Genomic DNA, 13709 nt, shown 5'->3' on the forward strand with positions numbered 1-13709 from the left:
GCATTCCATGGTTCGGCGCTGGCTTCGGCATCCGCTGCTGCATTTCGTGGTGATCGGGGCGGCCCTGTTCGCGTTGCGGGCGTTCTGGCCTGGGGCCGAACCCGATCGGCCCCAGGCGCAACGGGAGCCGCTGGTCGTCACCGCGGCCCGTATCGAGACGCTGCGGGCCGATTTCACGCGGCGCTGGGGTAAGCCGCCCACCGCGCAGGAGCTATCGGCCCTGATCGTCCAGACCCTCGATGAGGAACTGCTGTACCGGGAGGCGCGGCTGCTCGCGCTCGACTATGAAGACCCCAGCGTGCGCCGCCGCTTGATCGAAAAAATGCGGGCGGTGGGCAGCCACCCCGGACGGGACCCGGACGAATTGGCCCGCGAGGCGCGGGCGCTCGGGCTCGACGACGACGCGGTCATCCGCCGGCTGTTGGTGGAGAAAATGCGTATCCTCCTCGCGCAAGACCCACAGGCTCCGGCATTCACTGAAGAGCAACTGCGGGATTATCTCCAGCGGCACCGCGAGCGTTTCGAGTTGCCGCCCGCGATCACCTTCACCCAGGTCTTCCTGAGCGAGGCCCGGCATGGAGCCGGCCTGAAGCGGGCCGCCCAGACCTTGCTCCGCCGGATACGCGCCTTGTCGCCGCCGGACGCGGCGGGGCTGTCGGACCCGTTCCTGCTGGGCTTGCGGCTACAAGCCTGGACTTGGAACCGTGTCACGGCGCGTTTCGGCAAGCCGTTCGCCGAACAGGTGTTCGCCCTAAGGCCGGGCGCTTGGTCCGGCCCCATCGAATCGCCCTATGGGCTGCACCTGGTTTGGGTGGAGGAGGTATCCGTCCGGCACCTGCCGGAACCCGAGTCGATCCGGCAGCAACTGGTCGAGGGCCTACAGGCGGAACAGGCGGAGGCGCAATTGGCGCGGGGCATGGAACGGCTGCGCGGACTCTACGGTATCCAGGTCGAGGGGCACGGGGAATTGTCCAGCCCCCGCACCCTGGCGGCGCGGCCCTGACATGGCCGGTCCGTGGCGCGGGAGCCTGTGGGCGCTGGCCTTGTGGATGGCGGGGGCGCTGCCGGTCGGGATGGCGCATCCGCTCGACCCGGCGTTGCTGGAAATCCACGAATCCACCGCGGGGGCCCTCGATATTTTGTGGCGCTTGCCGTCCGCCCAGGAGGCCGAGCCGCCGCTGCGGGCGGTCCTGCCGGACGCCTGCAAGCCGGTGTCCACCACCAGCATCGACCGCTCCGGCCCGCTGGTCACCCAGCGCTGGCGCGCCGTGTGCGATCCCGCTGACTTGGTCGGCCGGCCCATCGCCGTCACCGGCCTGCGCGAGCGCCAGACCGACGCCTTGCTGCGGGTCCATTTGGCGGATGGGCGCTTGATCCAACACGTCCTGCGCGGCGACGCCCCCTTGCTGCTCATTCCCGAACGGGCCGGTCGGTTCGATGTATTACGGGATTATCTGCGCCTCGGCTTCGAGCATATCCTGGGCGGGCCGGACCATTTGCTCTTCGTCCTCGGGCTGGTGTTGCTGATCCTGGGCTGGAAGCGGCTGTTGTGGACCATCACGGCTTTCACCGTTGGCCATAGCGCCACTCTTTCCCTCGCCGTGCTGGGCGTGGTCCGGGTGCCGCCCCAACCGGTCGAGGTCTTGATCGCGTTGACCCTCGTCGTCGTCGCCGTGGAACTGGCCCGGCGGGGTCCGGGGGGGGGAACCTGGGCGCGGCGGTTCCCCTGGGCCATGGCGTCCGCGTTCGGTTTGCTGCATGGGCTGGGTTTCGCGGGGGCGCTGGCCCAGGTCGGGCTACCGGCGGAGGAGATACCGCTGGCCTTGTTCGCGTTCAATCTGGGGATCGAGACCGGGCAGGTGCTATGGGTCGCGGTGATTTTGGCGGGTCGCGCCGGGTTGGAGGCCATGCCGTTGCGCTGGCCGTGGCCGGTCGGCTGGGTTCCCGCCTATGCGATTGGGTCGCTGGGGATTTATTGGGTGATCGAGCGGGCGGCGTCTTGGCTCTAGGCGGCTCGCCGCCGGGCGCGGGCTGCGGCCCCGTCCGCCATCCCAGCGCTTGAGCTTGCCTTTCTGGACGGCGGAAGCCATCCGTCCCGCCTAATGTTGCCTGCCGTCGCCGACCATCGCCCCCACCACGTCGAATTCCAGCAGGTTGATGAGCTTGGCGACGATATCCTCGGGCGCGGCGGTTTCGACCAGCGCCTGCCGTTCCGGCGGGTTGAAGGGCAGTTGCCCGGCCAGCACGTTGGCCAGCAAGGGCACCGGCACCTGTTCCAGGTTGGTCCAATTGGTCTCGAAGCCCTTGCGCTGGAAATATTCCCGCAGCAAGGCCATCAGCCGCAGCCGGTCGTAGCCCACGCTTTCGTTGGGGGTTTCATAATCCCGTTGGAACCGCGTCCAATCCGCCAGCACCCGGCGGTAGGCCCGCTCGGTGGGGATTTCCTCCACGATATCGAAACGGCACACCCCGGTCAGCACGATCAGGAGCCGCCCGTCGGAGGTTTCGTTGAAGGAGACGATGCGCCCCGCCGTGCCGGTCCGGTAAACCGCGTCCTCGTTCCCGGAAGAGGAATCGGGCTGCACCATGCCGATCAAGCGTTCCGAACCCAGGGCGTCCAGCACCATGTCGAGATAGCGTTGCTCGAAGATGTTGAGCGGCAACTGGCAACGCGGCATGACAATCGCGTCGGGCAGGGGGAAGATCGGCAGGCTGGAGGGCAGCCGCTCGAAGGGCAGGGTGAAGGGATTGGACGCCATGGGATGACTCCGTAGCTCGGTGGTCCTCAACGGCGGGACTTGTGTCCGCCGCGCTTGAAGGTCTTGGCGGGCGTGTGGGCCGCCGGGCGGTGTTTGACCGGGGCGGCATGGGTCCGGCGTTTGGCTGCGAAACCCGCCTGGGTCGCGTGTGGCCGGGCTTGGCGTAGCGTTTTGGACGGCCCGCGTTTCGGCAGGGCATGGCTCCGGTGCGCGGGGCCGGCATGGCCGCGGTGGCCGTGTCCTGGATGGCCCAACGGGCGGTGGCTGGCGTGGTGGTGGCCGTGCCTTGGATAGCCCAGCGGGCGGTGGCTGGCATGGGTGGCGTAGTGGTGGTGGCCGTGTCCGCGTCCATGATGGACGGCCACATGCCGGTACCCATGCCGCGCCGCGCGGTGGCGATGGCCATGATAGCTGTGGTGGCCGTGGCGATGCCCGCGTCGATAGTGGCGGTGGCCGTGGCGATGGCCCCGGCCCTGGTGGCGGTACGCGCGATAATGGGCGCGGCTATAGCGGGGCCGCTCCCAATCGCTGTCGTTGTAATAGCTATGGGCCGGGGCCGAATCATCCCCGGCGGGGGCGTCGGACTCCGTGCCCTGCCGTTCCTGGTTGCGTTGCCGGAGCCAGCCGCGCAATTGGTCCAAGCGCTGTTGCGGGTTCGCGCTGGAATCTTCCTCGTCCTCGTCCTCGCTATCGGCCTCGTCGACTGCGGCGATGACCAGCCCGAAGGATTGCGCCTGGGCGCAGGCTTCCCCGGACAGCGCCAGCCAAGCGCCCAAAGCGTAAAAAAATCCCGCCCGCCTGAATTTCACGATCAATACCTCGAGATTCTACCCAACAAGATACGGGCTTCCCCCACAGGGAAGCGCCGACCCGCCATTCTTGCAGATTGCGGCGGGAGCGGGAACGGGAAAATCATACGGGTTCCTGGGGGCGCTGTGTTTTTCCCCGGCGCGGCGGGATTTGGATATCGCTCAAATCGTTGCGTGGTGATTCTGCTAAGCTGGCCGTACCGCCCGGATCGAGGCGGAGCGATAAGAACCCTTTTCAACCAAGCGAGGACAACGCCATGAAATTCGCAACCGGATTCGCCGCCACCTTGTTGGCGGCCGCGCTCAGCCTGCCGGTCCTGGCCGAAACCCAACCCGCCGCACCCGCCGCCGCCCCGCCGTCGCCCGCGCCCGGCCAGCCCGCCATGGGGGGCGGTATGATGGGTGGCATGGGCGACGAGGCCCACCTCAAGCAGAAGCAGGAATTCTTCCTGAAGATGTATGAAACCTCCGGCAAAATCCTGAGCGCCAAGGACGACAAGGAGCGCGACCGCCTCAAGGCCGAGCAGCTCGAAATGATGCGCGAGAACGAGAAAGCCATGCACCAGATGATGCAGCAGCACATGCAGATGATGCGGCAGGGTGGGGGTATGGGCGGCATGGGCGGGATGCAGCACGGCGGGGGCCAGGGCGGTATGGGCGGGATGCAGCATGGCGACCCGGCGGCGGCACCGGCGCATTGATCCCACCGAACCGGCATCCATGGCGGCTCCGCTCCCGGCCCCACGCCCAGCGGAGCTTGCCAGGGGTGGGTTCCCAGGCGGACCGGCCTGAAGCCTATGGCCTACGGCCTGGCCGCAAGCCCCGCTTCGCCATCCAGCCACTTGAGATGGCTCGAACAACCCGCCCGGCAGTCGCCGGACCCGAACCGGGGCACCAGGATGCGGCCCCCGGTCATTTGGTTGACCACGCACTCGGGTTCGCCGAAGCGCAGGGTGCCGGTGACGGCGACGCCGGGCGCGCCCAGCAGATAATCGATATGCCAGTGCAGCCGCTTGAGCGCCCTGAGATGCCGGGCGATGCGGGCCTCGGGATTGCGCTTGGCGCTGCCGGTGTAGATATAGCGTCCCGCCGGGAAATCGAACTCGCCCAACCGCCCGACCCGGACCCGCACCGGCTCCGCGACCCGGATCAGCAATTGATAAGTAATCGGTGCCGCGTCGTTCATGCCGGGTTCCCGCTGGGGATGAAAAAGCAATCCACCGCGAAGGTTGCCTCCACCTTCGCCATCAAGGCCAGGATGCCGAAGCGCTCGGTGGCGTTGTGGCCCCCGGCGTACATATGCAGCCCCGCCTCCTGGCTTTCGTGCCAATCATGCTCGCTCATCTCGCCGGTGACATAGGCGTCCAGCCGTTCCCGCACGGCCCTGGGCCAATCGCGGTTGGCCCCGCCGGTGATGATGCCCGCCGAACGCACCGGGGCCTCCGGGTCCGGGCTCGCCATCATCACCGGATGCTCCAACACCGCGCCCAAGCGCCCGCGCCAGGCTTCCGCCGCCATGGGTTCGGCCAGGCGGCCCTTGATCCCGGTGGGACGCCCCTCGTGGTCGCCGAAGGGTTCGAGTTCCACCATCCCCAAGGCCCGCGCCAAGCTGGCGGCGTTGCCGACTTCCGGGTGGGCGTCCAAGGGCAGATGGTAGGCGAACAGGTTCACCCCGTGCCGCACCAATGGGAACACCCGCCGGGCGAAGGGGCCGGTCAGGGGCTTGGGGCCGTGGAATTTCCAGAACAGGCCATGGTGGACGATCAGCGCCTGCGCCCCGCCCTCGACGGCGAGCCGGGCCGAATCGGCGGTGGCCGAAACCGCGAAGGCGATGCGTCCGAGGGTCTCGGTGCCTTCGATTTGCAGGCCGTTGGGACCATAATCTGCATAATCCGAGGGCTGGAGCAACTCGGTCAGGAAGCTTTGCAGGTCGGCGCGGGCGATGGGCATGGCGGGTTCCTCCAGGGGGGCGTGGGACGCGCCATCATACCCCGCCACATGGACGGACGCCCCGGATCGGGCTAGATTTCGGGATATATCACCTTATGATGCGGGGGGTTCAGCATGATCCGCAGGGAAGTTTTGCTTAGGTTGATGGCTTTGGCGGCCTGGGGGGCGTGGACGCCCGGACGGTTGCTGGCGGCGCGGCGCGAACCCAACCGGTCCGCGCCGGAAGGCAAGCCTTTCAGCCGGGACTGGTTGCGGCAGGAGGCCAGGGATTTGGCGCAACAGCCGTTCGTGCCGGCACCCGACGAGGCGCTGCCGGATTGGGTCGCCGATCTGGATTGGGACGCCTATCAAGCCATCCGTTTCCGGCCCGAACAGGCGCTCTGGGCCGGGCTGGGCTTGCCGTTCCAGGCCCGCATGTTCCATCTGGGGCTGTTCTTCAAGCATCCGGTGGCGCTCTACGAGGTCGTGCATGGCGTGGCCGAGCCGGTCCATTATTGCCCGGAGTTGTTCGATTTCGGCAAAACCGCCGCGCCGGACGCCGCCGAGGATTTGGGCTTCGCCGGTTTCGGGATCTACGCCCCGCCCGATCTCGACCACGATCTGTTTTCCTTCCTCGGGGCCAGCTATTTCCGCGCCGTGGGCGCGACCCGGCAATACGGCCTTTCGGCGCGTGGCCTCGCGCTGGATACCGGCCTGCCCCGGCCCGAGGAATTCCCCGAATTCCGCGCTTTCTGGCTGGAACGGCCTTCGGCGCGGGCCGACCATCTCAGGCTCCATGCCTTGCTCGACAGCCCCAGCGTGGCCGGGGCCTATACCTTCGAGGTCCGCACCGGCACCCACACGGTGATGGAGATCGAGGCCCGTCTCTTCCCGCGCCGGCCCATCGAGCGGGTCGGCATCGCGCCCTTGACCTCCATGTACCAGTTCGGCGAGAACGACCGCCGGGTCGCCGACGATTTCCGCCCGGAAATCCACGATTCCGACGGGCTGTGCCTCCATACCGGCGCGGACGAATGGATTTGGCGGCCTTTGGTCAATTCGCCGGTGGTGCGGGTCAATTCCTTCTTCGACCACAACCCCAAGGGCTTCGGACTCCTGCAACGCGACCGCGATTTCGACCATTATCTCGACGATGGCGCCCGCTACCATCTGCGGCCCTCGGCCTGGGTCGAGCCCGTGGGCGATTGGGGCCGGGGCGCGGTGCAGTTGGTGGAAATCCCCACGGCGGACGAGACCTTCGACAATATCGTGGCGTTTTGGAATCCCGCCGAGGCTTTGGGTCCGGGCCAGGAGCGGGTGTTCCGCTACCGGCTGTCCTGGGGCGAAGTCCCGGTGGACCGTCCGGGCATCGCCGCGGCGGTGGCGACCCGCATCGGGGCGGGCGGGGTGCCGGGTCAGCGCGGGCGGGTGCCCTCGCGCAAGTTCGTGATCGATTTCGCGGGTGGCCGGTTGGCTGGTTTGGCGGGGAACGCCCGCGTCGAGCCGGTGGTGTGGTCCTCGCGGGGCATCGTCAAGGAACCCGCCGCCCGTCCGCTCCAGGGCACGCCGCTGTGGCGCTGCAACTTCGACCTGATGAGCGAGGGCGGGGAGCCGGTGGATTTGCGCTGCTATCTGCGCGACGACAAGGGGGCCTTGACCGAGACTTGGCTTTATCAATGGACCCCGCCGGGATAGCGGGCCGGGCGGAAGCGATTCCCCAGCTTGTCTTTTTTGGAAGGCGCGGCACCGCTGGCGCGTATCCTGTCATAGTCATATGGCAATCCAGGTAACGCATGGGTAGCATAGGCATCGGGCATGGTGGCGTCTCTGCCATGAGGCGTCTTTTCCTGAGGACCGCGGGCTGCGCGCTGGCGGCGGGGCCAGGCCCGGTGTCCAACAACCCTATCCGAGGAGCGCTCCCATGCCTGGACTTGATTTGCTCGACGTGGCGATAAGCCTGGTTTTCCTATACCTCCTGATCAGCCTGATCGCCACCACCTTGATCGAATTGGTGGAAAACTTCCTGAACAAACGCAGCGCCTTCCTGTTGGAGGGCATGAAGGAAATGCTGGGGTCCGATGGCCAGGGCCTGGTCGCCCAGGTGTATAACCATCCCATGATCTTTTCGCTGTTCCGGGGCGAATTCAAGGACGGCGGGAGCAACCTGCCGTCCTATATCCCGTCCCGCAAATTCGCCACGGCCTTGCTGGATATCGTGGTCCAGCGCACCGACGGCGTGGGCACCGCCCCGCTGGGCATCCAGAAAATCCGGGAATCGGTGGACCAATTGCCGGACGGCCAACTCAAGTCCGCCTTGACCGCCATCCTCAACAAGGCCGGGGACGATGTGGATCAGGTGCGGGCGGAATTGGCGGCCTGGTACGACGACAGCATGCAGCGGGTGTCGGGCTGGTATCAGCGCCATACCAGGATGGTGGCCTTGGTGGTGGGATTCTTGGTGGCGGCGTCCTTGAACGCCGATACCGTCGGCATCAGCGCCAACCTATCCCGCGACCGGGCGATGCGGGAAGCGTTCGTGGCGGTGGCGCAGGGCTATGCCCAGCGGCCCGCGCCGGCCACGGCCAACGCGGACCAGGATTTCAGCGCGTTCCTGGACGAGGTCCAGAAGAAGACCCCCAGCGCCGGGGTGCCGTTGGGCTGGAACGAAATGAATCCCCTCCCGACCGGTATTTGGGCCATCCTGTCCAAGCTGGCGGGGCTGTTCCTGACCGCCGCCGCCACCACGCTGGGCGCGAGCTTTTGGTTCGACCTGCTGAAGAAGCTGATTAACGTGCGTTCGACGGTGAAGCCGGAGCCGGTTCCGGCGGCGACCCCGGCCACGACCGGGCAGTAGTCGGCGGGTGGGGTTGGAGAAGGCCGGGCGGCGGGGGAGCCGCCTGGCTTTTTTGCGGGGGATATCGTTGAGAAGCTGTCTGGCAAAGATTCAGACGCATTGATCCTCTGGGGAATGTTCAGGACCCAGCCCAGCTTTTCGTCCACGTACTGGACCGCCGTGCCGCGATAGCCCGCGTCGCCGGAGAACGCCTCGGTCCGGGGGTGCTTCTCCGCCGCCCGGCGCAGCGCCTCGCAGGCTCCCACCGTATCTATCGTGCAGGTTGGCGGCGTGGACCTCGATAGGCGGCAGGTGGCCCAGGGTGCCCACGCCGCCCCAACCCACGGGAGTTTCCGCTTTACTTCGCCGCGACGGGTTCCGCCAAGCGCCTGCGGGCCTCCTCGACCACCGCCGGATCGGCATGCCGGGTTTGGATAATCTCCCGATATAACGCCATGGCCTCGTCGCGCCGTCCCAAGCCATCCAGCGCCCTGGCCCGATATAAAACGGCTTTGATTCCATCGAACGAGCGCTTGGGAATGGTCAGATAAAACCAGGCTTTTTCATAATCGCCGAGTTCCACATAACTCCGGCCCATCCGGTACAGCGCCTCTTGATCGCCGCCATCCACCGCCAATTCGCGCTGATAATTCTCCAAGGCGGCGGCGCGATTACCCATCGCCTCATAAGCCGAGCCGATATTGAAGTAAGCATTATCGTAACGCCCGTCCAGCGCCAAGGCTTGGCGGAATTGGGCGATGGCTTCTTCGTAGCGCCCGTTTTCCAACAAGCGATAGCCATATTTATGATGGGCCTTGGCGGTCGGGGTTTGATCCACCAGGGCTTGCCAATAATCAAAATCCGCCACGGCATAATCCCGCCGATAATCCTGGGCGGCGGCCCGCACCAAGGCGCTCCAGCGGCGGGTGAGATAAGCTTCCTTGTCCAATCTTTGCCCGGCTTCGACCACCAATCTTGCCGGTTTCCATTCCCCCAGCGCCGTCAGATAATCCCGTACATGATCCAATTGCACCCGGCTTTCCAGCACCGCCTTGAAGCGGGGAATGCCCTTGTGTTTCAAGCGGGCGATCTCGAATTCCAAGGCCGGGAAATCCAGGGTATTGACCGGCACCGCTTCCGGGTTTTCGATCAGCGTCAAGGCCCGCCCGGATAAGAGGTTGTAGGGAATCCAATCCGGCAAGGTCAGATATTGTCCACCCAACTCCCGCCAGACCTCGGGCGCTTTGCTGGCAAGGCCGGTTTGCCGCAAAGCCACCGGCTGGTCGCCGCAGAGGATCAAGAAATAAGTGGCTTTGACATAGAAGATCGAACATTCCTTGAAAGCCGCGCCCAAGGTTTTGAGGATTATATTGATGCCGACATCGCCGATGCGCGAATCCACCCAAGTCGCATAGACACCATCCGGGCGTAGATGGGTTTTCACCGCCCGGTAGAAATCCAGGGTATAGAGCTTGGCCGAACTGAAATACAAGGGCGAGGTCACGGTATTCAAAATCAGCGAATAGGTCTTGCCGACACCGCGTACATAATGGATGGCATCGTCCAGGATCACATCGACCTTGGGGTTATTGGCGATATCGTGGTTCCAGCGTTTGAGCTTGCCGAGATTGGCCTGTACGGCGGGATTGATTTCCACGGCATCGGTATGGTCGAAGGCCATGCCCACCACCGAGGCGGTGGCACCGCTGCCCAAGCCCAACACCAGGGCCTCATCGGTGCGCGGCGAGAACATGGCGGCCATCAGGCCGACGATTTGCTCGGAAGAAGAATTCAGCGGAAAACTCACATAGCCATTGATAAAGAAATAGGGTTTATTGCCGATCCAGGTGATCGAGAAAATATCCTGGTGGCCTTTGAAGCGATCCGTGACTTTGAAAGAAGCGCGGGTTTTGGTGAATTCGGCATGGGATTGGAAGGTCACGTAATTCATATAGAGCAAGCGCTCGTCCCACACCCAGCGCTGCACAGCGAACAACAACGCCGCCCCCGCCACGGCGAACTCGATTTCCCGGACGCCCAGCCCCCGGTAAACCAGCCACGCCGCCCCGGAAAAACCCGCCACCACCAATAGTTGCACCCCGTAATCGAGATAGGGATGCAGGGCGAACACCATCAGCAGGAAACCGGCGCTATTGGCCAGGGCCGCGACGAACAGGAGATAACCCGATTCCTTGGCGACCTGGGCGGAGCGGATCAACAAGGCGGGCACGGTGGCCCCGAAAGTGAGCGCGGGCACGGCCATCAAGGCCAGCAGCAGCAGCGCCTTGAGCGCGGTCACGGCCCCCCGGATTTCGCTCGCGCCCTGGTAGAGCAAGGAATAGGCGGTCACGGCGGGTTCCACAGCGGCCAGGAGCAGGGCCAAACCGGCCAGATTGACCAGCATTAGGGTGGCGAAACCGACCTTGTAGCGCTTGACCAGGGGCGTGCCCAGGGCGATGCCGAACAACACGATGCCCAACACCAGGGCGAAGGTTTCCCGGAACGGCCCGAACATGAATTCGGCCAGTTTGACCATGAACAACTGGAAGATCGCCGAAGCCACCGAGGCCAGGGCCAGGGCGGCGACCTCGCGGACGGGGAAAGCCCGCGATTCCACCGCCACCACGGGTGCCGGGCGCGGTTCGCCATAACCCAACCGCAGCCAGGCCGCCACCCCGAAATTGATCCCCACGAAGCCCAGCATCGCCCCGGAAATCCCGAACCAGCGCAGCACCGCGAACTCCAGCGCCACGGCGGTCACGCCCGCCCCCAGGTTGTAGATCGAATAGACCTGGGCGAAACCGGCGTCGTCGGCCTCGGTCGCCAGATAACCCGCGAACAAGGGCACGCTGCATCCCACCAGGAACGCGGGCAGCAGCAGCAAGACCACGCCCACCCCGACTTGCGCCCCGAGCCCGGAGGCGGCGGAAACCTGCCCGCTGTAAAGCAAAGTTTGCAAGTCCCCGTAACACAGCACGAAGGCCAAACCGCACGCGCCGATCCCGGCCTCGATCAACCACAGCCAGCGCCACAGCCGATGGGCGCAGGCCGAACCCAGCCCCGATCCCAGCAAGAACGTAATCAGCACCGCCGCCGACACCGCGAATTGATCGCCGATCAGATTGCCCAGCAAGCGCCCGTACAGCACTTCGTAGGAAATGCCCGCGAACCCGGACAGCAACAGCAGGAAGGGCAAGGGATTCCTGGACCAGGGCCAGGAAGGGGATGGGAACGGCAGGTTCATGGCTTGGGCACGCGGGTGGATGGGAAAAGGCATTGTAGCGATGAAGTACACGCCAGGGATGGCCTGGATAGGTGAAGCGGAAATGAACAAACCGGGCTGGGTTATCGATACGGATTGCTACGTATTCTTCGCGGCAAGCCGGGCTATTAGATTAATGCCCGTCCGGCAGTGGTCGATGATGCATCCCCCCCTTGTCATCGACTGCCCAGTCCGGGCGCGGGAAATGGATATTTCCGCTATCTAGGCGTGCGTCGGAAGAGGGAGACCGCACAGTTCATACTGGAATGCGCTAACGGAACAAGGATGTTCCGGATTTTTCCGACGCGCCTCGCCTCGCCGTTCCGGCGGATTCGGCGCTACACTGGCGGCTTTTCGCCGACCTGTCCAGACGCCATGAACATCGCCCCGGAACCCCAGCGCCACGCCCAAGACCTCCTCGACTTCATCGACCACAGCCCCAGCCCCTGGCACGCCGCCGCCACCTTGGAAATACGGCTGCTGGCCCAGGGCTATACGCCTTTGCCCGAGGGCGCGGCCTGGTCCCTGGGCCCCGGCGGCAAGCATTATGTGATCCGGGGCGGTTCGTCCTTGATCGCCTTCCACATCGGCGACGGGGCTTTGCCCGAGCGGGGCTTCCGCATCGTCGGCGCCCATACCGATTCGCCGGGGCTGCGCCTGAAGCCCAAAGCCCCGCACAAGGCGGAGAACCTGTTGCGGCTGGGGGTCGAGGTCTACGGCGGGCCGATCCTGGCGACCTTCACCGACCGCGATCTAAGCCTCGCGGGGCGGTTGCACCTGCGCGGCCCGGCCCGGATCGAAACCCGGTTGCTGCGCTTCCCCCGAGCCCTGGCCCGGCTGCCCAACCTCGCCATACACATGAACCGCGGCGTCAACGAGGACGGCCTCAAGCTGAACAAGCAGAGCGAACTGCCCCTGCTGCTGACCGGCTTGCAGGGCGAAACCCAGCCGGAACAGCGTTTCCTGGATTTGCTGGCGGAGCAGGCGGGGTGCGCGCCCGCGGATATCCTGAGCTTCGAACTGAACGTCTACGACACCCAGCCGGGGGCGTTCTGGGGCGCGGCGGGGGAATTCATCGCCGACGGCCAGATCGACAATCTTTCATCCTGCCATGCGGGCCTGGCGGCCTTGCTGGCGGCGGAAACCGGGGCGCATACCCAGGTGGCGGCGTTCTTCGACCACGAGGAGGTCGGCAGCGAGAGCCACAAAGGGGCGCAAGGCGGTTTCCTGGCCGATGTGCTGGAACGGATCGCCCACGGCCTGGGGCTGGGCGCGGCGGATTACAAACGGGCCTTGGCCCAGGGCTTCCTGGTCAGCGCCGACGCCGCCCACGCCTACCATCCCAATTTCCCCAACGCCTACGAACCGGCCCATGGCCTCAAGGTGAACGGCGGTCCCGCCATCAAGCTCAACGCCAACCAGCGCTACGCCACCGACGGCCTGGGCGAGGCGCGGTTCATGCGGCTGTGCGAACAGGCCGGGGTGCCCTATCAAAAATACGCCCACCGCACCGACCTCGCCTGCGGCTCCACCATCGGCCCCATGACCTCGGCCCGGCTGGGCCTTCCAGCGGTGGATTGCGGCTGCCCGATGTGGGCCATGCACAGCGCCAGGGAAAGCGCCGGGGTGTTGGACCAGGCGTGGTTCGCCCAGGTGTTGCGGCAATTCCTGGACGTGGCCGAATTGCCCTGATCCGGCCCCGCGGCTATCCGTGGTCGTGTCCCTCGTCGACCTCGACCTGCCCCGACATGCGCCGCCAGATATGGGCCCAGGACATGCCTATCGCCAACACGGCGGCGATCAACACCAAGGCCACATAGGCCATGGCCTCGCCCTGGGCCGAGAGCCAACCCAGGTCGAACAGCAGCCAGGCCAGCGAGCCCAGGAAAGCCCCGGCCAGCGCGATGCCCAAGAACCCGAGCGATTCCAGCGTGGCGTGCAGGAACAATACCCAGCCGATCAACAACACCACGCCCGCGAACGCTTCCGGCGCACCCCATCCGGTCGCCGTCGCCCAGCGCACATAATTCCATGGCGAGGGATTCCAGGTGGCGAACACCAGGACCAGGGCAGCGAGGAAACGAAGCGTGAAGCCGAACATGCGATGATCTCCGAGG

The 13709-nt window shown here is 65.6% G+C and carries 12 protein-coding genes; 6 read left to right on the forward strand and 6 right to left on the reverse strand.

Features of this window, described 5'->3' with window-relative positions:
• Positions 1 to 7 precede the first annotated feature (7 nt).
• Complete coding sequence (locus tag K5658_RS02615) at positions 8 to 1003, forward strand: peptidyl-prolyl cis-trans isomerase (protein ID WP_221065441.1); 996 nt, start codon at positions 8 to 10, stop codon at positions 1001 to 1003.
• A 1-nt stretch (position 1004) separates the two neighbouring features.
• Positions 1005 to 2009, forward strand: coding sequence for a HupE/UreJ family protein (locus K5658_RS02620; RefSeq protein WP_221065442.1), 1005 nt, complete (start codon positions 1005 to 1007; stop codon positions 2007 to 2009).
• A 90-nt stretch (positions 2010 to 2099) separates the two neighbouring features.
• Here K5658_RS02620 and K5658_RS02625 read toward each other — a convergent pair whose 3' ends face one another.
• Positions 2100 to 2759 (reverse strand): LON peptidase substrate-binding domain-containing protein, encoded by a 660-nt coding sequence (locus tag K5658_RS02625; protein ID WP_221065443.1) that lies wholly within the window; start codon positions 2757 to 2759, stop codon positions 2100 to 2102.
• 26 nt (positions 2760 to 2785) lie between these two features.
• Positions 2786 to 3568, reverse strand: a complete 783-nt coding sequence (locus K5658_RS02630; RefSeq protein WP_221065444.1) for a hypothetical protein — start codon at positions 3566 to 3568, stop codon at positions 2786 to 2788.
• Positions 3569 to 3825: 257 nt separating this feature from the next.
• Here K5658_RS02630 and K5658_RS02635 point away from each other — a divergent pair, with 257 nt between their 5' ends.
• Positions 3826 to 4269, forward strand: a complete 444-nt coding sequence (locus K5658_RS02635; RefSeq protein ID WP_221065445.1) for a hypothetical protein — start codon at positions 3826 to 3828, stop codon at positions 4267 to 4269.
• A gap of 101 nt (positions 4270 to 4370) precedes the next feature.
• On the opposite strand, the gene K5658_RS02640 is transcribed toward K5658_RS02635, so the two are convergent.
• Positions 4371 to 4754, reverse strand: coding sequence for a GIY-YIG nuclease family protein (locus K5658_RS02640; protein WP_221065446.1), 384 nt, complete (start codon positions 4752 to 4754; stop codon positions 4371 to 4373).
• Entirely contained in the window at positions 4751 to 5518 is a 768-nt protein-coding gene (locus tag K5658_RS02645) for a Nif3-like dinuclear metal center hexameric protein (RefSeq protein ID WP_221065447.1), read from the reverse strand. Before K5658_RS02645 ends, K5658_RS02640 begins: the two co-directional genes overlap by 4 nt.
• 114 nt (positions 5519 to 5632) lie before the next feature.
• Between K5658_RS02645 and K5658_RS02650 the strand changes: the two genes are divergently transcribed.
• Together K5658_RS02650 and K5658_RS02655 are read left to right on the forward strand one after the other, a co-directional pair.
• Positions 5633 to 7192 (forward strand): OpgD/OpgG family glucan biosynthesis protein, encoded by a 1560-nt coding sequence (locus tag K5658_RS02650; protein WP_246628549.1) that lies wholly within the window; start codon positions 5633 to 5635, stop codon positions 7190 to 7192.
• A 226-nt stretch (positions 7193 to 7418) separates the two neighbouring features.
• The gene (locus K5658_RS02655; protein WP_221065448.1) at positions 7419 to 8351 is read left to right on the forward strand and encodes a hypothetical protein; all 933 of its coding nucleotides are present in this window, start codon (positions 7419 to 7421) and stop codon (positions 8349 to 8351) included.
• A 337-nt stretch (positions 8352 to 8688) separates the two neighbouring features.
• On the opposite strand, the gene K5658_RS02660 is transcribed toward K5658_RS02655, so the two are convergent.
• Positions 8689 to 11574 (reverse strand): tetratricopeptide repeat protein, encoded by a 2886-nt coding sequence (locus K5658_RS02660; RefSeq protein ID WP_221065449.1) that lies wholly within the window; start codon positions 11572 to 11574, stop codon positions 8689 to 8691.
• Between the two features lie 393 nt (positions 11575 to 11967).
• Between K5658_RS02660 and K5658_RS02665 the strand changes: the two genes are divergently transcribed.
• Positions 11968 to 13284 carry a M18 family aminopeptidase gene (locus tag K5658_RS02665; RefSeq protein ID WP_221065450.1) on the forward strand — a complete coding sequence of 439 codons (1317 nt, stop codon included), beginning with the start codon at positions 11968 to 11970 and terminating at the stop codon, positions 13282 to 13284.
• A 13-nt stretch (positions 13285 to 13297) separates the two neighbouring features.
• On the opposite strand, the gene K5658_RS02670 is transcribed toward K5658_RS02665, so the two are convergent.
• Positions 13298 to 13693: a DUF6524 family protein gene (locus K5658_RS02670; RefSeq protein ID WP_221065451.1), complete on the reverse strand. Its 396-nt coding sequence runs from the start codon at positions 13691 to 13693 to the stop codon at positions 13298 to 13300.
• Between the last annotated feature and the right edge of the window lie 16 nt (positions 13694 to 13709).

Origin of the sequence: Methylomagnum ishizawai, from assembly GCF_019670005.1 — a bacterium.
GTDB classification, from domain to species: domain Bacteria; phylum Pseudomonadota; class Gammaproteobacteria; order Methylococcales; family Methylococcaceae; genus Methylomagnum; species Methylomagnum ishizawai.